General features: G+C 45.1%; 18 protein-coding genes and 1 other annotated feature. Of the genes, 5 read left to right on the top strand and 13 right to left on the bottom strand.

The window, feature by feature from the left end; translation table 11 throughout:
* Positions 1-8: 8 nt before the first annotated feature.
* The 3 genes from ltaE to K5609_RS14425 all read right to left on the bottom strand — a co-directional run bounded on the left by ltaE (position 9) and on the right by K5609_RS14425 (position 3,326).
* Positions 9-1,022, bottom strand: a complete 1,014-nt coding sequence (gene ltaE / locus K5609_RS14415) for a low-specificity L-threonine aldolase (RefSeq protein ID WP_221074261.1) — start codon at positions 1,020-1,022, stop codon at positions 9-11.
* Between the two features lie 2 nt (positions 1,023-1,024).
* On the bottom strand, positions 1,025-1,855 hold the full coding sequence (locus K5609_RS14420; protein ID WP_221074262.1) for an SDR family oxidoreductase: 831 nt from the start codon (positions 1,853-1,855) through the stop codon (positions 1,025-1,027).
* A gap of 451 nt (positions 1,856-2,306) precedes the next feature.
* Positions 2,307-3,326: a LacI family DNA-binding transcriptional regulator gene (locus K5609_RS14425; RefSeq protein WP_221074263.1), complete on the bottom strand. Its 1,020-nt coding sequence runs from the start codon at positions 3,324-3,326 to the stop codon at positions 2,307-2,309.
* A gap of 196 nt (positions 3,327-3,522) precedes the next feature.
* Between K5609_RS14425 and pdxH the strand changes: the two genes are divergently transcribed.
* The gene (gene pdxH / locus K5609_RS14430; RefSeq protein ID WP_221074264.1) at positions 3,523-4,176 is read left to right on the top strand and encodes a pyridoxamine 5'-phosphate oxidase; all 654 of its coding nucleotides are present in this window, start codon (positions 3,523-3,525) and stop codon (positions 4,174-4,176) included.
* On the opposite strand, the gene K5609_RS14435 is transcribed toward pdxH, so the two are convergent.
* The 6 genes from K5609_RS14435 to K5609_RS14460 all read right to left on the bottom strand — a co-directional run bounded on the left by K5609_RS14435 (position 4,166) and on the right by K5609_RS14460 (position 13,952).
* Positions 4,166-6,106 carry a transglycosylase SLT domain-containing protein gene (locus tag K5609_RS14435; protein WP_221074265.1) on the bottom strand — a complete coding sequence of 647 codons (1,941 nt, stop codon included), beginning with the start codon at positions 6,104-6,106 and terminating at the stop codon, positions 4,166-4,168. The genes pdxH and K5609_RS14435 overlap by 11 nt on opposite strands.
* Before the next feature lie 36 nt (positions 6,107-6,142).
* Complete coding sequence (locus K5609_RS14440) at positions 6,143-7,714, bottom strand: ABC transporter ATP-binding protein (RefSeq protein WP_221074266.1); 1,572 nt, start codon at positions 7,712-7,714, stop codon at positions 6,143-6,145.
* 10 nt (positions 7,715-7,724) lie between these two features.
* Complete coding sequence (locus K5609_RS14445) at positions 7,725-8,777, bottom strand: ABC transporter permease (RefSeq protein ID WP_221074267.1); 1,053 nt, start codon at positions 8,775-8,777, stop codon at positions 7,725-7,727.
* A gap of 1 nt (position 8,778) precedes the next feature.
* Positions 8,779-9,870, bottom strand: a complete 1,092-nt coding sequence (locus tag K5609_RS14450) for a microcin C ABC transporter permease YejB (RefSeq protein ID WP_221074268.1) — start codon at positions 9,868-9,870, stop codon at positions 8,779-8,781.
* Between the two features lie 7 nt (positions 9,871-9,877).
* Positions 9,878-11,650 (bottom strand): extracellular solute-binding protein, encoded by a 1,773-nt coding sequence (locus K5609_RS14455; RefSeq protein ID WP_246611860.1) that lies wholly within the window; start codon positions 11,648-11,650, stop codon positions 9,878-9,880.
* Positions 11,651-11,744: 94 nt separating this feature from the next.
* Entirely contained in the window at positions 11,745-13,952 is a 2,208-nt protein-coding gene (locus tag K5609_RS14460; RefSeq protein WP_246611861.1) for a putative bifunctional diguanylate cyclase/phosphodiesterase, read from the bottom strand.
* 272 nt (positions 13,953-14,224) lie between these two features.
* On the opposite strand from K5609_RS14460, the gene hpf reads away from it, so the two are divergent.
* The gene (gene hpf, locus K5609_RS14465) at positions 14,225-14,599 is read left to right on the top strand and encodes a ribosome hibernation-promoting factor, HPF/YfiA family (RefSeq protein ID WP_221074269.1); all 375 of its coding nucleotides are present in this window, start codon (positions 14,225-14,227) and stop codon (positions 14,597-14,599) included.
* Positions 14,600-14,684: 85 nt separating this feature from the next.
* Positions 14,685-14,813, top strand: a sequence feature (Phe leader region).
* Between the two features lie 17 nt (positions 14,814-14,830).
* Positions 14,831-16,834: a 3-deoxy-7-phosphoheptulonate synthase gene (gene aroF, locus K5609_RS14470; protein WP_221074270.1), complete on the top strand. Its 2,004-nt coding sequence runs from the start codon at positions 14,831-14,833 to the stop codon at positions 16,832-16,834.
* Positions 16,835-17,006: 172 nt separating this feature from the next.
* Here the strand turns inward: aroF and ffh are convergent, their stop codons facing one another.
* Positions 17,007-18,404 (bottom strand): signal recognition particle protein, encoded by a 1,398-nt coding sequence (gene ffh, locus K5609_RS14475; RefSeq protein ID WP_221074271.1) that lies wholly within the window; start codon positions 18,402-18,404, stop codon positions 17,007-17,009.
* 142 nt (positions 18,405-18,546) lie between these two features.
* Between ffh and K5609_RS14480 the strand changes: the two genes are divergently transcribed.
* The gene (locus tag K5609_RS14480) at positions 18,547-19,338 is read left to right on the top strand and encodes a cytochrome C assembly family protein (protein ID WP_221074272.1); all 792 of its coding nucleotides are present in this window, start codon (positions 18,547-18,549) and stop codon (positions 19,336-19,338) included.
* A gap of 71 nt (positions 19,339-19,409) precedes the next feature.
* Positions 19,410-20,687 carry an HlyC/CorC family transporter gene (locus K5609_RS14485; protein ID WP_221074273.1) on the top strand — a complete coding sequence of 426 codons (1,278 nt, stop codon included), beginning with the start codon at positions 19,410-19,412 and terminating at the stop codon, positions 20,685-20,687.
* Between the two features lie 64 nt (positions 20,688-20,751).
* Here K5609_RS14485 and luxS read toward each other — a convergent pair whose 3' ends face one another.
* From luxS to gshA, 3 genes are read right to left on the bottom strand one after another with little or no spacing between them, the layout of a single operon-like run.
* The gene (luxS, locus tag K5609_RS14490) at positions 20,752-21,261 is read right to left on the bottom strand and encodes an S-ribosylhomocysteine lyase (protein ID WP_221074274.1); all 510 of its coding nucleotides are present in this window, start codon (positions 21,259-21,261) and stop codon (positions 20,752-20,754) included.
* Positions 21,262-21,313: 52 nt separating this feature from the next.
* A complete protein-coding gene (locus K5609_RS14495) occupies positions 21,314-21,958 on the bottom strand; it encodes a transglycosylase SLT domain-containing protein (protein WP_221074275.1) in 645 nt (214 codons plus the stop codon).
* On the bottom strand, positions 21,945-23,522 hold the full coding sequence (gene gshA, locus K5609_RS14500; protein WP_281423324.1) for a glutamate--cysteine ligase: 1,578 nt from the start codon (positions 23,520-23,522) through the stop codon (positions 21,945-21,947). The genes K5609_RS14495 and gshA overlap by 14 nt, the downstream gene beginning before the upstream one ends.
* Positions 23,523-23,541: the final 19 nt, after the last annotated feature.

The following is a 23,541-nucleotide window of genomic DNA, read 5'->3' on the forward strand; positions in this document are numbered from 1 at the left end:
TAAAGTCCTTACAGTCCGAGGTAAAACTGCTTAATTGCTGCAATCAAGCGATCTATATCTTGTTGGTTTACATTCAAGTGAGTAACAAAACGCATTGGCGTGCCCGCCGTCATCAAAATTCCTTGCTCAGCTAGTGCAGCGGCCAGTGCGCTAGATTGCTGCTTTAAACAAGTGGCATATACAATATTAGTTTGTACCGTACTTGGTTCACTGCTCAGCTCTTCTATAGAAGCCAGTTGCTCAGCTAAATACATGGCATTGGCATGATCGTCTGCCAAACGCTGAACATTGTTCTCCAATACGTATTGGCCAGCAGCAGCGATAATACCAGCTTGACGCATTCCGCCACCGAGCATTTTTCTTATCCGAGTCGCACGTGAGATCAGCTCTTCACTGCCCAATAACAAAGATCCAATCGGTGCACCAAGTCCTTTGGATAAACAAATTGTAAAGCTGTCGAAAGGGTCAACAAGTTTTCGTTCATCTTCGCCGCTTTTAACTATCGCATTAAAGATGCGTGCGCCATCCAAATGCAAAGCCAAGTTATTTTGCTCAACAAAAGGGCGTAGCGTAGCTAAATAATCCATTGGCAATACTTTTCCGCCGATGGTGTTTTCTAAAGATAACAAGCGGCTTCTGGCAAAGTGAAAATCATCGGATTTAATAGCAGCTTTTACTTTATCTAAGTTAAGGCTGCCATCGGCTTCATTTTCAATAGGCTGTGGCTGCACACTGCCAAGCACAGCAGCTCCCCCGCCCTCGTATTTATAGTTGTGAGCGCTTTGTCCACACAAATATTCATCGCCACGTTGGCAGTGAGCCATAATCGCTAATAAGTTGGCTTGCGTGCCCGAGCAGCAAAACAAAGCAGCTTGTTTGCCCATGCGCTCGGCAGCATAGTGTTGTAGGCGATTTACCGTTGGGTCGTCCCCATAAACGTCATCACCCACTGGTGCTTTACTCATTAAATCGCGCATGGCCTGGTTAGGTTGAGTAACCGTATCACTTCTAAAATCGCTCATTATTATGCCTCTTGAATATTGTCCCGTAACCATGCCATGGGATCAGGATAAGTAAATTGAAAATTTAAGCTGGCTTTAAGTTTGTTATTAGCAATAACCTTGTTACTTGCTGTTCCATCAACAAAATAGGGAGCAGGTAAACCTAGCTGCTCTGCGGCTAGTTGGTAAAAGGTTTGCTTAGTGGGATGAAGATCTGCGCTGGCATTAAAGGTTTCTCCCCAGCAATCGCGCTTAATGATTTGGCTGATAATTTCAATACAGTCGCTGCGATGGATAATATTAATTGGGCTGCTAGGGCCACTCACCGTTTTCCCCGAGAGAAAACGTCCAGGTTTACGCTGCCCACCCACTAAGCCGGAAAAACGTAGTACCGAAGCTTGTATATCAGCATCGTTAAGTAAGTTATCTTCTATCTGCTTTAAGGCTTTGCCAGAGGTGGCCTCTGGTAGCCTTGGGCTTGATTCATCCACCACGCCTTGCATTGGACCATAAACAGAAGTAGACGAAACAAACAGCACCTTTTTCAGCCCTTGCTGTTTGGCTGCTGCCAATAAGTTAGCTATTTGCGCGATATGAAATTCGGCGGTGTTGGTTTTTCGCCCCGGTGGAATGTTGACGATCAACAAGTCGCTATTAAGTAATGCTTCAATGTTGTTTGAATCAAGCTGCGGGTTTAGCTCTAGACGGTAAGCTTCTACACCTGCGGCACTTAAATCTGCCAGCTCTTCACTGTGTCGCTTAGAGCCAAGCACATGATAGCCTTGCTCTAGCAATGACTTTGCCAAAGGCATCCCTAGCCAACCACAACCTACAATACTAATTCGCTTAATCACTGGGCTTCCTTCTGTGCCTTAGGTTTGCCTAGTATACCTATCTAGCTATGTGGCTGATCACTATTAACAATAAAAATATGGGTGGAAGCCAAGTGGCTTTAAAGACAAGTAAGTTCAGCAGCATTTTTCTTCATCTTCAAATAGAACCGAGCTTTGATTAACGGCTTGCATGGGGCAGTTGGTAAATCAGCTTCGCTAAAACGCAGACAAAAAAAACGACCTAATAAATTAGGTCGTAACAGCAAGTTTTTTAGAATTGTTGATACCTAGAAAAGGCTAAGTAATTCAAACAACCCTATACAGCGGGAAAGTTTCAATTAAGTCATCTCAAACTCAATCTTCAAATGCGGCTAACAGTTGCACTCGATGTGAAAACGATACCAGAAAACGATTTCAAGACAAGTCATAAAAAAGGCTGCAAGCAGCCTTATTGATTATTCTTTGAATTAGATCACGATTTATCGCTAGCGGAGTCTCGAACGATCAATTCTGGGTGGAATTTTAGATCCATTACATTCGGTCCCATTTCGTCATCTTTCGACTCTAAGATGTCGATAGCTAACTGTGCAGCACGTTTACCCATGTCTTCAATTGGGTAGCGAACCGTAGTTAGTTTAGGGTGAACAAAACGCGCATAGTGGTTATCGTCGTAACCCACTACAGAAATTTGACCCGGGATATCGTAGCCCTTATCACGCAGTGCTGATAACGCGCCTGCCACCATAGAGTCGTTGTAACCAACAATGGCACTAAACTCTACACCACGCTCTAGCAGTTTATCTACAGCTTGGCTGCCACCCACTTCGTCGGGATAAGCTCGCGCAATTAATTGCTCATTAAGCGGACCAGAGCTTTCTTCCATCGCTTGGCGATAACCCGATAAACGCTCTACACCATCAGTAAATGACAAGTCATCGGTGGTGATAAACGCAATATCTTTATGGCCTTTTTCAAGTAGGAATGAAGTCGCTTTATAACAGCCTTCATGGTTGTCTAAATACACACAACGATTTTCAAAACCCGGTACTAAGCGGTTAATAAAAATAAATGGAGTATCACAATCCGCCACTTCGCGTAGCTCTTCATCACTTAAAGCCATTGAGTGAACAATTACTGCATCACATTGGCGCTGCAATAAAATATCAATGGCGTGGCGTTCTTTTTCTGCACTATGGTGACCAGACATCACAATGGTGTATTTATCAGACTCATCAACAACTTCTTCAATGCCTTTCATCATCTGCACGAAGAATGGACCACCGCCTAAGTCACCCACGATTAAGCCTATGCAATCTGAGCGCTTGCTCACTAAAGCTTGGGCAAAGCTATTAGGGCGATAATGCAGTTCTTCCATCGCTCTGAGTACGGCCTCTCGTTTCTCCGGGGCTACCTGGGCAGTATTGTTAATAACACGAGATACTGTTGAAATAGATACATTCGCCAACTGAGAAACGTCTTTAATTGTGGCCAAATTACTTACCCTCTTTTCGTCTGCTAAGCAGAATTAAACCTGAAACTCAAACTAGGCAAAACTATATCAAGCCAAAGCAAAACTTGATAGTGAAACCGTGCTACAGAGTGTAAACTATGATCTTTAGTCAGGTTCGCTATTTTTATCCTTTTATGCAAATTTTGTTTGTTGCATCAACTAATTAAGCAAGTCAATTATGTCACTCTTAAGTAAAATACGCTGCGCGCTAACCTTAGGCCAAGGGGTGCTGCTTTCTCCGCCAGAACCAAAAGGAAACGAAGATCCTTTTGAGCTATTTGGTGATTGGTTTAAACAAGCAGAGAAATCGGGCATTGTTCTGCCAGAGTCAATGACCATTTCTTCGGTTGGCCCAGACGGCCGTCCCTCGGCACGGGTGGTATTACTCAAAGACTTTGATCAACAAGGTTTCGTTTTTTATACCAATTATGGCAGTAGAAAGGGCCAAGAGTTAGAAGCTCATCCTCTTGCTTGCCTTACTTTTCATTGGAATATATTACAGCGCCAAGTTCGAATTGAAGGCCGTGTAGAGCGAGTAAGTAAAGAGGAATCAGAAGCTTACTTCCATAGTCGAGGCCGGGGTAGTCAAATTGGTGCCTGGGCGAGCCACCAAAGCCAAGTTATCTCAAACCGCGAAGTGCTCGAACAACAAGTGGAACACTACAAACAGAAGTTCCCTAACAAAACCATCCCATTACCTGAGTTTTGGGGTGGCTACCGGGTGATCCCAGATACCATTGAGTTCTGGCAAGGCAAAGCAGATCGATTACACGATCGCTTTCGCTATACCAGTGATGCCAAAGGTTGGAAGATAGACCGCCTTAGCCCTTAGAACCACCGTATTGGTAACCCAATTCATTGAGCGTTAAAAACGGCGTAAGTTGCTGCTTACGCCGATACTGGTATACCACCTGGTAAGCCAGCACACTTTGCACATAATGGCGGGTTTCCTTAAAGGGAATAGACTCTACCCACACATCAGCAGGCACATCACCACGCTCCTTCAACCAGCGATTTACTCGATGTGGCCCTGCGTTGTAGGCGGCTGCAGCAAGTATTCGATTTCCTTGATAGCGATTAAGTAAACCATCAAAGTAAGCACTGCCCAAACGTATATTGTCTTCAGGTTCGAACAATTGGCTTCGCGAGCGATAACGGAAACCTATTTTTCTTGCGGTTTCTTTGGCTGTAGCTGGCATTAGTTGCATTAAACCACGCGCGCCTACCGAGCTTTGAGCCAATGGGTACATGGCGCTTTCTTGACGAGCCACTGCATACAGTAAACTGGCTTCCACCTGCCGTTTATTAGCAAAATACTCAAACTCTTTAGAGAAGCTAAGAGGAAAACGCATTTCTAACTGATCCCACTGCTTTGCAACAATCGATGCTTGAACCGCTAAATCTTGCCAATCATTATTAAGCGCCAACACACCTAGATCGAGCTGGCGCAATAAACTTGAACGGCGCAACAAGGTGTCCCACTCGGTTCGGGCAGAATAATACTCACCCAAAGCAAGTAGCTCAGTGACTTTAAGCACCACGGGGTGTTGATTGAGCTGCTTCAGCGTATCGCCAGTAGTGATATGACGCTGCTCGCCCAGTTGATAGGGTTGCTGCAAAAACTGCGCAGACAAAAAGCCGTGATAACTGCGCTCTTTAGCCAGTAGTTCGAGTGTGGGCTGAGCTCGCTCTTTTTGCCCTAAAGCAACCAGTGAGCGGGCTTGCCAGTAAGTCCAACGTTCTTGTTTTTGCTTAGCTTCTGGAAGGCGAGCAATCCACAAGCCTATTTGATCCCATTGCTGCTCCGCTATCGCTAGACGAATTCGACGTTCAATTGTCGCCGAATCGGGGTTAAGGCGTAATTGTCGGTCGGCCCATTTCAATAATTCCGGGCTTTTATCGCTAATCACCTTGCGGATCAAATAGCGTTCAACACTAAAGTACAAGGTATCTGATTTAGCCAATACTTTCGACCAACGCTCAATATGTTCGACCGCCGACTCTAAGTCTGAGCGGGCTAGCCGCTTAATGGCGAGTAAAGCGACTTCTTGATGGCGGCTAGATTGGTTTATCTCTAACTTACTGGAGCTTAATACTGCCATAGGCTTAACATAAGCGTCGGTTAATAACTTAGCATCGGCTTTCTTAGAATCAGATAATGACTTCGCTAGATACTTCATTAAGCCGGGCTTGCTGGCTTGAAAACTCAATAGCATTCTTTGCCAACGTAACTGATCGCTGATGTTGCCAGCTTTTTCCCAGCTATCGAATAAGGGATCGCAGGATTTAGGCCGGGAGCGCCCATGCAGCCACAGATTCTCGGCGCCTTGCCAGGCTTGGCTAGCGTCCCCCACTTTAAGTTGCGCGTAATAATGGTGGCACTGCAAATCGATACTATTGGGTAATTTGGGGTAAAACTCTAAGTAACTTTGCCACTGCTTGCGTCTGGCCAGCTCCAGCATAAAGCTGCGCTGCAGGGCATTGCTTAAATAAGATTGAGGATAGTCTACAATAAACTGCTCAACTTGCTGGCGAGAAGCCTTACGCAATTGGCCACGCAATTGATAATACTGAAGGTGATCAACCAGAGGGTAAGCCGCTAGTTTCTCAATAGACTTTTCTGCCTGCGCCCATTTGTCGGCGCGTTGCAGTTTTCTTATATCTTTATAAGACTGCTGTTGGGGGCTTAACTCTATAGCATGAGCCATGCCCAAGCTGCCACAAACCAAACAAACCAGTACTCGCCAAAACCGCTTGAGCATTACTCGTGGCGCCCTATCAAAAGAAACTACTGATATTTAGATTAACGCAGCATTGATCAATCGGCGAGTATAATCTTGCTTCGCATCAGAAAAAATTTGCTCGGTTTCGCCTTGCTCTACCAGTTGGCCATGTTGCATCACCATCACTCGATGACATAAGGCGCGAATAACCGCCAAATCATGGCTAATGAACAAATAGCTAAGGTTATATTTTACCTGAAGTTTTTTTAGTAGTTCTAAGAGTTGCTTTTGTACCGTGCTATCTAAAGCCGAAGTGGGCTCATCCAAAATAAGTACTTCTGGCTTTAATACCAAGGCTCGCGCTAAAGAGATGCGCTGACGTTGACCACCAGAGAACTCGTGTGGATAACGATGCATGGTATCGGGCTCTAGACCAACATCTTGCAAGGCTTCAGAGACTCGTTGCTCAAGTTGCTGCTGGTTAAGATCGAAGTGTAGGTTTAAGCCTTCACCTATAATTTGTAGTACCGACATGCGGGGGCTTAAACTAGAAAACGGGTCTTGAAAGACAATTTGCATAAAACGCCGCAAAGGCCGCATCTGCTTTACCCCATAGTCATGAATAAATTCACGCTTAAAAGCAATTTCACCTTCGCTATCAATCAACCTAAGCACCGCTTGAGCTAAGGTACTTTTGCCCGAACCACTTTCGCCCACAATGCCCAAAGTCTCACCACGCTTTAAGTGAAAGTCGATGCTATTGACTGCTTTAATGTGATCAACAGTGCGTTGCAAAAAGCCTCGCTTAATCGGGAACCATACCTTTAACTTGCTCGCCTCTAACAATAGCTCTTGCTTAGCGGCTGGCAGTTGTTCGCGCACGGGCTCAGAATCGAGCAATATTTTGGTGTAGCTGTGCTGAGGAGAAGAAAACAGATCCTTACAGGTATTTAGCTCCACCAACTCTCCTGCTTTCATCACCGCCACGCGGTCTGCGTAGTTGCGCACCACATTTAAGTCGTGAGTAATCAGCAAAATGGCCATACCTAGCTTTTGCTGTAACTCTTTTAGCAACTCCAATATTTGCAGTTGAATGGTTACATCCAAGGCAGTGGTTGGCTCATCGGCAATCAGTAACCGAGGCTCGGTGGCCAAGGCCATGGCTATCATTACCCGCTGGCGCTGACCACCAGATAATTGATGAGGAAAACTATTTAAACGTTTTTCTGGCTCTACAATGCCAACCAAGTTAAGCAGTTCCAGCACTCGGTCGCGAGCTTGTTGCTTGTGCATGCCTCGATGAACACAAAGCACTTCGCTGATTTGCTTTTCAACACTATGTAAGGGGTTGAGCGAGGTGAGTGGCTCTTGAAATATCATCGCGATTTGATCGCCACGCAGCGCTTGCAGCAACTTCTTCGGTTGATTAAGTACCGACTTTTGCTGCAATAGAATCTCGCCCTTAACCTCGGCTTTATCGCCCAACAAAGACAATACCGATAAAGCTGTGACCGACTTACCCGAGCCGCTCTCCCCCACCAGGGCGAGAATTTCTCCAGCGTGTACATCAAAACTCACTTGCTTAACAACGGGCTCTGGCAGACCAAAACACACCGATAGCTGTTTTACTTCTAATAACTTTTTCATGCTCAGCTACCTACACACGTTTTCTAGGGTCAAAGGCATCACGGGCAGCTTCGCCAATAAATACCAGCAAAATGAGAATAATCGACATTGAGAAGAACGCGGTGATGCCTAGCCACGGCGCTTGCAGGTTATTTTTGCCTTGGGCGACCATTTCACCTAAAGATGGAGAGCCAGGTGGCAAACCAAAACCTAGGTAATCTAAACCGGTTAAAGCAGTTAAGCCGCCGATAAAAATAAACGGCATAAAAGTTAATGTAGCTATCATCGCATTAGGCAGTATATGTCGTGCCATTATCGCTCTGTCGCCGACACCTAAGGCACGGGCCGCTTTTACATACTCTAAATTACGGCCTCGTAAAAACTCTGCACGTACTACATCAACCAAACTCATCCAGCTAAATAGCAGCAATATGCCTAATAACCACCAAAAGTTTGGCTGCACTAAGCTAGAAAGAATGATTAGCAAGAACATTTGCGGCATGCCTGACCAAATCTCAATAAAGCGCTGGCCAAACAAATCCACACGGCCACCAAAGTAGCCTTGCATGGCTCCCACCGCTACGCCAATAACTGAACTGCTTATGGCTAGCACTAAGGCAAACAATACCGACAAACGAAAACCATATAACAAGCGAGCAAATACATCTCTAGCTTGGTCGTCGGTACCTAACCAATTGACCGAAGTAGGTGGTGAAGGCGATGGAATATTTAAGTTGTAATTGATTGTGCCATAGGAAAAACGCACCGGCGGCCAAAGCATCCAACCGCCTTGTTCCTCAATTAACTCTTGAATATAAGGCTCGGAATAATCAGCCGCTAAATCAAAGTTTCCACCAAAGTCGAGCTCGGTATAGTCACTGACTACCGGCATCATCCATTGCTGTTGATAGCGGATAAGCACCGGTTTGTCGTTAGCAATAAACTCGGCAAACAAGCTGGTGAAAAACAATAATATGAATAACCAAAAACTCCAATAACCGCGTCGGTTAGCTTTAAACTGCAACCAACGACGCTGGTTTAAAGGGCTAGCTTTAACGCGCTTCCATTGAGCGACAACTCCCATGCTACTGCCTCCCTTCAAAGTTAATTCGAGGGTCAATCATGGTATAGGTAATGTCACTAATCAGTTTAAGCACCAAGCCAATTAAGGTAGACATGTACAAGGTACCAAACACAACTGGGTAATCACGGTTAACCACCGCTTCAAAACCCAGTAAACCTAAGCCATCTAGGGAGAAGATAACTTCAATCATGAATGAGCCGGTTAAGAAAATACTGATTAAGGTAGCTGGCAAACTAGAGATAACCAATAACATGGCATTACGAAAAACGTGGCCATACAGTACGCGGTTTTCGCTTAAGCCCTTAGCGCGCGCAGTAAGCACATATTGCTTGTTAATCTCATCTAGGAAGGAGTTTTTGGTCAGCATAGTTAGGGTGGCAAAACTGCTAATTACCATTGCCGTTACCGGTAAGGCGAGGTGCCAAAAGTAATCACCCACTTTGCCTAGTAAACTCAGTTCATCCCAGTTGCTAGAGGTTAAACCACGCAGAGGGAACCAATCCCAATAACTACCACCAGCAAAAAGTACAATCAGCATAATCGCGAATAAGAAATTGGGAATAGCAAAACCAATCGTAACCGCTGTTGAACTCCAAACATCAAAGCGGCTGCCGTGTTGTACCGCTTTGCGGATCCCCAAAGGGATAGAGATACCGTAGACCAACAAGGTGGTCCATAAACCCAGAGATATCGACACCGGCATTTTTTCGAGAATGAGGTCCACCACCGAGCTATCTCGATAAAAACTATCGCCAAAATCGAAACGCAGGTAGTTGCCTAGCATTTCAAAGTAACGTTCATGTAAGGGTTTATCAAAACCATAGAGCTGTTCTAACTCTTCTACCAGCTCTGGCGGTAAACCTTGAGCACCTCGATACTGGCTAGAATTACCCCCGTTATTGCTTTGAATAATCTCGGTATCTACACCGGAATCAACGCGGCGGGTAGCGGAGGTATCAATGCCCTGTATCTTGGCAATGGCTTGTTCAACCGGACCACCGGGCGCCGATTGAATAATAAGAAAGTTGAGAGTCATGATCCCCAACAAGGTGGGGATCATCAATAATAAACGACGAAGAATGTAGCTAGTCATTGGGTAACTATTCAACCCACCAGCTATCTAAACCAAGCGCATACTTAGGATTACGCTGTGGGCGTTTAAGCTTGTCCCAGTAGGCAACCCGCCAAGCATTTAAATGCCATTGCGGCACCACATAATATGACCACAACAATACCCGATCTAAGGCACGGGTAGCATCGATAAGTGCTTGTCGGTCATCGGCAGCAATAATCGCTTCGATAAGGCTATCAATCACTGGGCTGTTTACACCAATGATATTGCGCGAACCAACATGCTCAGCCGCTTTACTTCCCCAAAAATCGCGCTGTTCATTACCCGGTGAAGAAGACTGACCAAAGCTGCCCACCACCATGTCAAAATCAAAGTTCTGAACACGATTCACATACTGAGAGACATCTACCACGCGAACTTCGGTGCTAATGCCAATTTTTTGCAGGTTACGGGTATATGGCAGCACAATGCGCTCGAAGGTTTTTTGATACAACAAAAACTCGATATGCATTTGTTTGCCATTTGTATCCACTAGCTTGCCTTTATCTAAGCTCCAGCCAGCACCTTTTAACAAAGCCAATGCTTCACGCATTTGCGGACGAATATTTCCGTCACCGCGGGTTTTGTCTAAAGTGAATTCTTTAGTGAATACCTCTTCCGGTAGCTGCTTTTTAAAGGGCTCGAGTAAAGCCAACTCGCCGCCTTCAGGTAAACCGGTTGATGCCAGTTCCGATGCAGCAAAATAACTATTGGTACGTTTGTAGGCACCGTAAAACAATTGCTCGTTAGTCCATTCAAAATCAAACAGCAAACCAATCGCTTTGCGCACATCGCTTTGTTTAAACAAATCACGACGGGTATTAAATACAAAGCCTTGCATGCCTTGAGGATTTTCATTTTGCAGGGTGTCGGTGTGTACTTTTCCACTGTCGAACATTGGGCCCGTGTAGGCGGTTGCCCAATCTTTAGCGCTAGTTTCAATACGGTAATCGATGCGACCCGACTTAAATGCTTCTAATGCAACCGACGAGTCTCGGTAATACTCATACTTTATTTCTGCAAAGTTATAACGTCCGCGATTAATCGGTAAGTCTTTTGCCCAATAGTCTGTGACTCGTTGGTAGCTAATCGAACGGCCGGTATCAAACTCGCCCAATTTATAGGGGCCAGAACCTAGAGGAACAGTTAAATCCGCCTTGGAGAAATCATGATTTTGCCAAAAGTGCTTAGGCAATATCGGCAGCTGTCCCAAGATAAGTGGTAACTCGCGGTTGGTACCATCGGCAAATGTAAAACGCACACTCGATGCAGACTCGGCTTTTACTTCTTTAATGCTGCCATAATAAGCGCGGTAAAATGGCGCGCCTTTTTCTATCAATAAGTTAAAGGTGAACACCACATCTTCTGCAGTTACTGGCTTGCCATCGTGAAAGCGCGCTTCGGGGCGAAGGTTAAAACGAACCCAAGAGCGATCTGCTGGTAAATCAATGCTCTCGGCCAATAAGCCATATTGAGCGAACGCTTCATCATCGTTGCTGGTTAATAGGGTATCGTAGATTTGGCCAACACCAGCAGCGGCGTTGCCTTTCACAATGAAGGGGTTAAAAGTATCAAAGGTGCCTTGCGCTTCATGAGTCACACTACCCTTCTTGGGCGCATCAACATTCACATAAGGTAGGTGGCTAAAATCTGCGGCTAAGGCAGGTTCACCGTGCATCACTAGGGCGTGGGAGCGAACAAAATCTTCGGCATGAGCTACGTTTAAAACCAAAAGTGCAAAAGCCGATAACAGCCATTTCATGATACGCGGATCCTTATTGAGTGAGTCGAATCATCGACTTAACTAATATCTAGTTCTAGTTATAACCGACTCGAAAGCAAAAGATAAAGGCCTATTAGCCAAATTTGCCCTGAAAACGCTGAATATATCTCTCCAAGGCTTCGGCAGTAATCGCTTTGCTGGATAAATAACCTTGATAAAAGGTACACCCTTGTTGTTTAAGAAATGCTAATTGCTGGCGCGTTTCTACACCTTCGGCAGTTACCGTGAACCCCAAATGGTTGGCCATCGCCAATACTGCATCTACAATCGCCATATCTCGGCTATCACGGGGAATGTCGCGAATAAAAGAACGATCAATTTTTAGCTCATCCACCGGCAATCGTTTCAAGTAACTTAGCGAGGAATAACCCGCGCCAAAATCGTCTATTGAAAAGCGAAGCCCGATTTCTTTGAGCTGAGCCATTTTTCGAATGGTATCTTCGGCGTGGCCTAACACCACAGATTCGGTTATTTCAAGGTTCAGCATAGCGCCATCGATTTGATAACGGGCCATTAGCTCTTCGACTTTGTCGACAAATTCAGGGTGATGAAATTGCTTGGCACTGACATTCACCGAAAGTTCTGGCAACAACAAGCCCTTTTGTTGCCAACTAGCCATGTGTTTACAGCTTTGCTCTAATACCCACATACCGATATCAATGATTAAGTCTGACTCTTCGGCAATGGGAATAAACTCGGTGGGAGAAACTAAACCTTTACCTTCTGGCTGCCAGCGAACCAAAGCCTCTGCGCCCACTAACTCTCCGGTAGAGACCATGTGCTGCGGTTGGTAGTAAAGCAGTAACTCGTCGTTAGCCAACGCTCCCCGTAAAGCGTTATGCAGCTTTAATCGCTTATCGGCTTGCTTTTGCATACCATCATCAAAAAAGATAACGGTACGTCGACCGGCTGACTTTGCTTGATACATCGCTGTATCAGCCTGTTTCAATAAGTCTTCAGCAGTTTGCCCCTTACCGGGAAACAAGGTAATGCCTACGCTGGCACCAATATGCAGCGACTGGCCATCAAAGGGATAAGGAGAGGAAATAGTTTGAATTAAGCGTTTACCCACAATATTGGCTTGCTGCTCTGCATGTGGTGGACTCTCTCCTAAATCTGCCAGCAACAATACAAACTCATCACCACCTAAGCGGGCCAGTACATCGCCCTCGCGAATCAAGCCTTGCAAGCGAGTCGCCACTTGCTGCAAAACCCAATCACCGGCAGCATGACCTAAAGAGTCGTTAATATTCTTGAAATGATCGAGATCGATAAACAACAAGGCGCCAATGGCATGTTGCTTCTTAGCTCGCGCAAAACACTGGCTTAGCTCTTCACGCAACTTACGCCGATTAGGTAAACCGGTAAGCTCATCAAAATAGGCCAAGTGTTGAATTTGCTGCTGAGTCGCTTTATTTGCTGATATATCCTGAATGCACACTACATAGTGTGTTAAGGAATCCACCTCATTACAAACCGCAGTTATGGTTTCTTGCTGGGTATAAGGCTGGCCGTTTTTACGCTGCCGTTCCACTTCGCCTTTACGCCTAACCGTCCCATCAACCGCTTCCATAAAAACCGGACTTGGGTTGCCAAACACCTCGCTAAGCTCGTGTCCTAATAATTCATTCTGTTGATAACCAGTAATTTGGCTAAAGGCTTTATTAACCTTCACGATGCGATAATTTGCATCGGTGATAATTAGCCCCTCATTACTTTCAAAGGCTATTGCCGACAAGCTTAAGGCTTCGCGTTGTTGTTGCAGCTCAAATTCGGAGCTTAAGCGCGCTACAAATGGTGCTAATAGCTGCTCGAGAATAGCGTGGTCAAACTTCGCTTGCGTAAAGCTAAAGGCAATATAGCCAATCACTCGCTGCTGTTTAACAATCTGATGAGCCCAAAAGCCTTGTAGCGCTTGCGAAATTTCAGGCTGAGTACAGGCATAATCAGGATGGGCTTGTGACAGCTCTGTGATATGTACCACTCGCCTTGCGCGTATTTCAGCCAGTAAGTTAGCGGATGCAGGGCTCAGCTTTCCACTAATAAACTGGCCTTCTCGCCAGTAACGGATACAAGGCAGACTAGGCGTTCGAGAATCAAAATGGGCAATATAACTTTCGTAGGCACCAACTTGTTGAGACAAACGGCTAATCAGCTCATCAAAAAAACCTTCGCTAGGCTTAGCTGCTAAGGCGAGCGCTAGCTCGGCAAGTGCCGTGGTAATGTCGGAAGAAGACGCTGGGGAATTCAAAACGGTGGCTGTGGGTTGAGAACTGTCCATAGTGGTCAACAATGAAGCAAGGCATCCTTTGGCTTATGACTAATTAATAAACTAATTGCTAACACCAAGCGCTTGTTATTCACTCCAATGTGCCCAAGTTCGCTATAACATTCAAGCGATTTTAAGTAATAAATAGTACTTTTCGCTAAGTAATCACATTCACAGACTAAGCCAAACTAACCCTTAAGAAATAGTGATCTAGATCTGGTTTTTTATTTATGAAAGTCGTATTCTGAACTTGAAATAATTACTAAATAGTCTTTGGGAGGCTTATGATTATTGATATTACCAGCAAGACAATTTCTATTACCCCAACCATTCGTGAGCACATTGCCGCGCGCTTTGAGAAACTGGAAAAAAACCAAATTCCGCTCATATCACCAAAAGTGATTATCACCACCGACAATAAAAAGGTAAAAGTAGAAGCGAAGATCAATCTGCCAAACGGACAACTGTTTGCCAGCGATGAACATCAAGACCTGAGCGTTGCCATTAACAATTTAGGGCAAAAACTTGAACGCCAGTTACACCGCTTCCAAGATAAGCCTAATGCGCACCGCGCTAGCCGCTCTGGAAAAGATTTCTTACGTTCGCCGAGTGAAGTAGACGACGGCGAGCCTAGCTCCGAGGATGAACAAGCCGCATAAAGGCTAAATAAAGAGTAATACCAAGCAACTAATCGCTTGGTATTACTTGACTTTCCCCTGATTGCTTTTTAGTCTGACGTCATGAAAATATTCAACACCCGATTTTTGTTTGGTTTCTTTTTTACTCCACCCTTTTAGGGAGGCGGACGGAATTGGTGTAAAAACGAAAACACACAGAATCCATAAAGCCTCCTTCTTAGGAGGCTTTTTTGTTAACAGGGAATACAACAGATGGCAGACTTAGAGCAGATCCGAACAAAAATAACAGCGCTCGACCAATCATTATTAACACTGCTGACTGAGCGTCGCCAACTCAGTGTTGAAGTAGCAAAAAGTAAAATAGAAAACCCCAAAGCGATTCGCGACCAAGAACGTGAACAGTTATTACTGGTTAAGCTAATTAATAAAGGCAGAGAGTTAGGCTTAGACGCCCACTATGTCACCCAGCTTTATCACACAATTATTGAAGATTCGGTGCTATCGCAACAGGCATTTTTGCAAGGTATTACTAACCCTGATATTCATGCTCAAGCAGTGCGAGTGGCATTTTTAGGCAACAAAGGTTCTTACAGCAATATTGCCACCCACCAATACTTCTCGCGCTACAAAAAGCAAATTGTTGAGTTTGGGTGCAGCGCTTTCCAGGACATTGTTGATACTGTGGAATCTGGCCAAGCTGACTACGGCATGCTGCCAATTGAGAACACTAGCTCTGGCAGCATCAATGAAGTATACGATGTTTTGCAACACACGAGTTTGTCGATTGTAGGTGAACTATCTATACCTATTGATCATTGTATTCTGGCTCACCCCAAGGCCAAGCTCGAACAAATCACCACCTTATACGCACACCCGCAGCCTTATGCTCAGTGCAGCCTTTACTTGCGCACCTTAGCCAATACCCGAGTAGATTTTGTAGATAGCTCATCTAAAGCCATGGAAGTGGTTGCTGGAGGCGATGATTTAACCGTTGGTGCTATTGGCAGCAAAGTGGGCGGCGAAATGTATGGTTTGCAAGCCTTAAAAACCGATATCGCTAATCAACAACAAAACTACACTCGCTTTATTGTTGTTTCTCGTAAACCGGTGGAAGTTGCTGAGCAAGTGCCAGCGAGAACGACTTTTATTATGTCAACGGCACAGCAAGCAGGTTCGTTGGTAGAAGCGCTGTTGGTTCTGCGCGAGCACGACATTAACATGAGCAAACTCGAGTCTCGTCCAGTACAAGGCAACCCTTGGGAAGAGATGTTTTATGTAGATGTTTCGGCCAATGTTAAATCCAGCCAAATGCAATCAGCACTGGCAGAATTAACCCGTCTCACCCGTTACATTAAAGTGCTTGGTTGCTACCCAAGTGAGAATGTTGACCCAACTCTAATCCCTCTCGAAGCTCTGGCCAATAAAGATGTAAACAAAGCCGGGGCACCGAGTTTAATTAGCACCGTACAAGAAGATGGCGCCTTATCGAGCCGCTCACACAAAACCACCGCCACAGTAGTTCGTGTTGGCGATGTGAAAATTGGCGACGGCGGCTTTATTACCTTCGCCGGTCCTAGTGCAGTTGAATCAGAACAACAGATTGTAGCTTGTGCTGGCGCAGCCAAAGAAAGCGGCGCAGCAGTTTTAGCCGCCGGTTGTTTTAAACCTCGCAGCTCGCCATACAGCTTCCAAGGCTTAGGTGAAGAAGGCTTAAATTACTTAAATGCTGCTGGCAAAAAGTACAAACTGCCAACCATGACCGAAGTAAGCGCGGTGGATCAGGTTGTCACTCTAGCAGCGAAAGCTGACATACTGCATGTTCGCTCACGCCATATGAAAAACTTTAATCTGTTAAAAGAACTCGGTAAGTCTACCCGCCCTATCCTTTTAGAGCGCAATAACATGGCGTCTATAGATGAATGGTTACACGCTGCGGATTATATACTAGCCCAAGGAAATCAACAGGTTATTTTGTGTGAAGCAGGGGTGAGGACCCTAGAGGGTAAAAACAAAATCACTCTAGATTTGGGCGCAATTAGCCTACTTCGCCAACGCACTCACCTGCCAATCGTAGTAAACCCTGGCGAAGCAGTAGAAGAACTAAGTGCTGTAGCGCCAATGGTCAAAGCAGCTAAGCTGCTAGGCGCCGACGGTATTGTGCTTTGTGCTCACCCCTCACCTAGCGATGCCAGTGTAGATGCTGATAAGTCGCTCGATTTTAAACAGCTACAAAGTTTGATGAGCGACCTTTACTAAAAGCCACTCTATAAGTGAAAAGCCCAGCCAATTGTTGACTGGGCTTTTTAATATGCGACTTGCTGTTACCAGTGTTTTCCCGCAATCTGAGGAAAATTCTAAAAAACGCCAAATATAAAAATAAGAAAGCCCAGCTAGATGCTGGGCTTTCTGTAAGAGTTCTTCACTTAGCTTAGAAGCGACCTGGACCACGGCCACCGCCGCCAAATCCGCCCATACCACCTGGAGGCATCATGCCTTTCATTTGGCTCATCATTTTGCGCATGCCGCCTTTACCAGACATCTTCTTCATCATTTTTTGCATTTGAGTGAACTGCTTAAGCAACTTGTTCACATCTTGGATCTGGGTACCAGAACCAGCAGCAATTCGGCGTTTACGCGAGCCTTTAATAATGTCTGGACGTTGGCGCTCGCCTGGAGTCATAGAGTTGATAATCGCTTCCATTTGGTTAGTAAGCTTATCATTCATCTGATCTTTAACATTGTCGGGTACTTGCCCCATGCCAGGCAGTTTATCCATCATGCCCATCATACCGCCCATGCTTTTCATCTGGACTAATTGCTCACGAAAGTCTTCTAAATCGAAGCCTTTACCTTTTTGAACTTTCTTAGCCAGCTTTTGCGCTTGGTCTTTATCAACTTTGCGCTCTACTTCTTCAATAAGAGAAAGCACATCGCCCATGCCTAAAATACGCGAAGCGATACGATCAGGATGGAACGGTTCTAAGGCGTCAGTTTTCTCACCCACACCCATAAATTTAATTGGCTTACCGGTAATATGACGAATCGATAAAGCCGCACCACCACGCGCATCACCATCGGTTTTAGTTAAGATTACACCGGTAAGCGGTAAGGCTTCATTAAAGGCCTGAGCAGTATTAGCGGCATCTTGACCGGTCATGGCATCTACCACAAACAAGGTTTCTACAGGTTCAACTGCCTGATGAAGGGCTTTAATTTCGTCCATCATGTCTTCATCAACATGTAAACGACCAGCGGTATCAACTAACAATACATCGGCAAACTGGGTTCTGGCTTCGGCTATTGCGCCATTTACAATATCAACCGGGTTTTGCTTTTCATTACTTGGAAAGAAAATAGCGTCAACTTCAGTGGCTAGCGTCTCAAGCTGTTTAATCGCAGCGGGGCGATAAACATCGGCGCTCACAACCATTACTTTTTTCTTTTCGCGCTCTTTTAGGTACTTGGCTAACTTAGCTACAGAGGTGGTTTTACCGGCACCTTGTAAACCAGCCATCATAACTACTGCTGGAGGTTGAGCTGCGAGATTTAGGATTTCGTTAGATTCGCCCATGGCAGATTCGAGTTCTTGCTGAACAATCTTAACGAATACTTGGCCTGGGCTTAGGCTTTTATTAACTTCTTGGCCTAAAGCACGTTCTTTTACTTTTTTAACAAACTCGCGAACTACGGGTAAGGCTACATCCGCTTCCAACAAGGCCATACGCACTTCGCGTAGCGTATCTTTAATGTTGTCTTCGGTCAGTCGGCCGCGGCCGCTGATATTCTTTAAGGATTTCGAGAGTCGATCAGATAAGTTTTCAAACATGCTTTTTCCTGTTGATCATATAGCGAGCACTGTTTAGCCGCCACATTATACCGAAGCGCTGATATTCTAAAAGCTAATTCTAGCCCTGACTGTGTAGGGCGAGTATACTGAACCCAAACAATCAGATAGTTAGCTTCAAATCATGAATCTATTGGTACTTCCTACCACCGTGTTTTATCTGCTGGCCGCCTACGTATGTATTACTGGCTTGCTGAATAAACAAAGCGGTGCCAACAAATGGCTATGGCTAAGCGCAGGCTGCGCGATGTTGCTGCATGGCATTTGGGAAGTGGAGCATTTATTTTTGGCTCAAGGCCAAGATTTAAGCCTATTTAACGTTGCTGGCTTAGTTAGTTTGTTAATTGCACTTACCGTTACAGCCTTAGCGAAGCCCTTCAAACTATGGTTTGTATTGCCTGTTGTTTACCTATTTTCCATTGTTAGCATGCTGCTAGCGGTAATGATACCTAGTGACTACATCATTCATTTAGAGCTAAAACCTCAAGTTCTGATTCATATTAGCGTTGCCCTGGCTGCGTTTACAATATTAATGATTGCCAGCTTATACTCCCTGCAGATGGCCTACTTGGACTGGACGTTAAAACGGCATAAACCCGGCGCGATTCACCCTGCTATGCCTTCACTGATGAGCATTGAAAAACAGCTATTTACCTTAATTCGAGTGGGCTTAATTTTACTCAGCATCTCTTTATTAAGTGGCTTTGTTTTTTTAACCGACTTTTTTGCCAACGGTCGCGGCCATAAAGCAATATTCAGCCTAATCGCTTGGTTTATCTACGCTAGCCTACTTTGGGGCCACCACTATCGTGGTTGGCGAGGCAAATTAGTGGTGATCTTGACGGTAATTGGTTCTATCTTGCTGAGTTTGGCCTATTTTGGCTCACGCTTTGTTAAGGAAATCATCCTCAACTAAAATGATACCTTGACAGTCCTTTGGGGCTGCATATAAATTAGCCCTGTTATATTAATCAAGGATTCTCCTGTTTGGACGACATATCTACAAGTAGCTTACTGCTACTTCTCGTGTTCCTCATAATTTGCTCTGCTTTCTTTTCTAGCTCCGAAACTGGCATGATGTCGCTTAACCGCTATCGCCTGCGCCATCTAGTTAATACTAAGCACAAGGCTGCTAGTCGAGTTGATAAACTTCTGGATCGCCCCGACCGGTTGATAGGTTTAATTCTTATCGGCAATAATTTAGTGAACATTTTTGCCTCGGCAATTGCCACTATTATTGGCTTACGTTTATTTGGTGATGTAGGAGTGGCGATTGCTACGCTTGCGCTTACATTTGTGATTTTAATTTTTGCTGAAGTCACGCCAAAAACCATGGCTGCGCTCTACCCTGAAAAAATTGCCTTTCCAGCGTCTATTTTGCTAAGACCATTGATGAAGCTATTGTTCCCATTTATTTGGGCCACCAATGGCGTCACTAATGGTCTACTGCGCTTATTGGGGGTAAACCCTACCAATAAAGAGGACGAAGCGCTGAATCCTGAAGAGTTACGCACCGTTGTTGACCAAGCGGGCACGCTAATACCCAAACGTCACCAAGACATGTTGCTAAGCATTTTGGACTTAGAAAAGGTTACGGTTGACGACATAATGATCCCGCGCAACGAAATTGCTGCCATCGACATTAACGATGATTGGGACAGTATTTTGCGCCAGCTCACGCAAAGCACTCATACTAAGATTTTGCTGTTTCGCGATACCATTGATGACTCGGTAGGCTTTGTACACTCACGTGACTCCCTGCGACTATTGTCCCGAGAGCAGTTTGATAAAACCTCTATGCTGCGTGCCGCCAAGGAGATTTACTTTATCCCAGAAGGCACACCGCTAAATGTTCAGTTATTAAAGTTCCAGCGCCGTAAAGAGCGTATTGGGCTTATTGTGGATGAATACGGCGACATTCAAGGCTTGGTGACTTTAGAAGACATTCTTGAAGAAATTGTTGGTGACTTTACCACTAGCATTGCCCCTGACCCTAGTGAAGAAATCCATCCACAAATTGATGGCAGTTACTTAATCGACGGCACAGTGAACATTCGAGACTTGAATAAGGAAATGAGCTGGAGCTTACCTATCGATGGTCCAAAAACACTCAATGGCTTGATTGTGGAGCACTTAGAAGACATTCCCGAAGCTAACTTGTGTTTACGTTTAGCAGGCTACCCTATCGAAATTGTCGAAATAGAAAATAATACCGTGAGCCTAGCGCGTGTGATACCGGCGTTTTACAAACAGCCAAAAAAATAAGTTCGCGAATTGAAGATATAAAAAAGCCAGCTTAACGCTGGCTTTTTTATTGGCTAAATGCGGCTTAAAGCTTACCTAGGATCTCGTCAGATAATCCCAGTTCATCATTTTTGTTCACGCTAATACCACGTTCGATGATGTTTTTAGCAATGCTCTTAGCTTCATCTAAAGAGTGCATAGCGTAAGTACCACATTGGTATTCATTAAGCTCTGGAATGTCATTTTGATTAGCAACGCCAAGTACATCGTTCATAGAAGCTAACCAAGCATCAGCAACTTGCTGCTCGTTAGGGCTACCAATTAAGCTCATGTAAAAACCGGTACGACAACCCATTGGTGAAATGTCGATAATTTCTACATCGGCGGAGTTTAAATGCTCACGCATAAAGCCGGCATAAAGGTGCTCTAAGGTATGAATACCTTTCTCAGACAAAATCTCTTCGTTAGGCACACAGTAACGTAGATCAAATACAGTAATAGTGTCTTTGCTTGGGGTAGACATGGTTTTGGCTACGCGCACTGCTGGTGCGTGCATGCGAGTATGGTCTACGGTAAAACTATCTAATAAAGGCATGATTTTCTCTCTTCATATCCCAGCTTAGCTGAGACTCATTATTTGGGTGTATTTAAGCAAAGAATAGTCGCCATAGCCAGCTACTATCTAGATCCTCTTTACACTTATTATACTGGGCCGCATAGCGTTTCGATCGCTGGTCTACTGTACCCGCGACTTTCACCAACCATTGTTTCTGATGGTAAGTACCACGCTTATAGCCGCCCCAGCCTTCGTGATAGTTTAAATACTGATTGCGCGCATCCCATTTGGATACGCCGTTAATCTTGTGGGTTTTATTGGTAAACCAACCCATAAAATCGATGGCATCATCAAAATTAGTTCGTGACGACCAGGAATTCCCAGTTTCGCGCACGTAATCGTCCCAAGTCATGGTTTTAGCTTGGCTATAACCATAAGCACTACTAGCACGCCCCACCGGAATAAAACCAAACCAGTATTGCATTGGTGGGCGGGCATTATGCTTGAAGCTAGATTCTTGGTACATCATAGCCATAGGAACATGCACCGGCGTGCCCCACTTCTTGTTCATTTTTTTGGCGGATTTATACCAATCGCGCTTTTCTTCAAAAATGCTACATAGGTTCTCAGGATCCTTTGGCGGCGCGCTGCTACACCCCGCTAATACACCCAAACCCAAAACTACCACGGCTACTTTAGCCCACTGAACAAGCGATACATCCCTACTTATTGGCATTCTCAAAATACTTAGTTAAAAAGTGGTCAAAATCGAGGTCATCACTAGCTTCTATTGCTTGTTGCTCAGCAAAGCTTTGTTCAGCCATCGCGCTAAAGTCTTGATCTTGCCAGTTATTAGCCTTATGACCAAGCATCTCTTCGCGATATTGTGCAGCCCATTGCAAGCCCAAGTTGCTGTTATCTACTGATTGTGATTTTAACAAACGCAGAAAACGTGAAGAGTAGGTATTGTCATTTGCTACATCGGCAATCGCCTGCACTAGTGATGCGCTAAAATCCGGTTCAGGGCGCTGAGTATCAAGCAGTTGAGCGGCCTGTTGCATCTTAGCCAGCAAGCTTTCGATATGCACCGGCAAGCTTTGTTGTTCCCCGGCGATAGTCAGTGACAATTCAGGGTTACGTCCTTCAATGGCCACGGCGTTAAAGTTGTCGCGACAGGATTGCAACTCGGCTTTACACATTTCGGGAGAGTCCATCAGTACACAGGCAAGTAACAAACTATCTATCACTCTCACCTGCGCCTCGGTTACACCTACCGCATCAAAGGGGTTAACATCTAATGCTCTAATCTCGATGTATTCAATACCATCTTCAGCTAAGGCTTGAGAAGGTGTTTGCCCTGACTTAGCAACACGCTTAGCGCGAATCGGCGCATACAACTCATTTTCAATCTGCAGTATATTGGCATTTAGCTGGCGATACTCGCCATCAACTTTAACCCCAATATTGGCAAACTCTTCAGAATGAGAACTCACCGCTTTACGCACGCTTTGAACGTACTCGCTCACGCTGTTGTAGTTGATATCTAAGTCGTGCTGGGCCGAACTGGTGTAACCCAAATCACTCAAACGCAATGAAGTGGCATAAGGCAAATAAAGAGTACCTTTACCCATTTTTTGGAAGGCCAGTTGGCTCTCGCCAGCGTTCATGAACGAACCACACAGAGCCGGCGAAGCGCCATAAAGATAAGCCACCATCCAACCATAACGATAAAAGTTACGAATTAAGCCCATATAGCGCTGCGAAATATAATCTGATAAAGGCTGTTGGTCGCCATCTACTTGCTGTAATTGTTGCCAAAAGCTTTGCGGCAAAGAGAAGTTATAGTGCACACCCGAGATCACCTGCATGGCGCTGCCATAGCGATGACGAAGCCCCTGACGGTAAGCGTGTTTCATCTTACCGATATTCGATTGGCCATAATCAGCCAATACAATGTCTTGCTCGTCACCAATGTAACAAGGCATGCTTAAAGGCCATAAACGTTGTCCATCAAGCTGCTTTAGCGTCTCATGGTGGATATCGGTAAGACGCGATAATACCTGCTCAACACTGTCAGAAACCGGAGTAATAAACTCCAATAAAGTTTCCGCATAATCGGTAGTGATGAGGGGGTGAGTTAGCGCTGCGCCTAGTGCTTTAGGGTGGCCATTGGTCGCAAGATTTCCTTGCTCGCAAATACGTAAAGCTTCACGTTCAATACCGCGTTTAATGCCAAGCACACCGGTATTCGCCATTGCTGCGCTCAATTGCGTCAGCCGAGTAGTAAACTGTTGAGTCAAGTTGAACTCACTATCTTGT

This window comes from Agarivorans aestuarii, from assembly GCF_019670125.1.
Lineage (GTDB): Bacteria > Pseudomonadota > Gammaproteobacteria > Enterobacterales > Celerinatantimonadaceae > Agarivorans > Agarivorans aestuarii.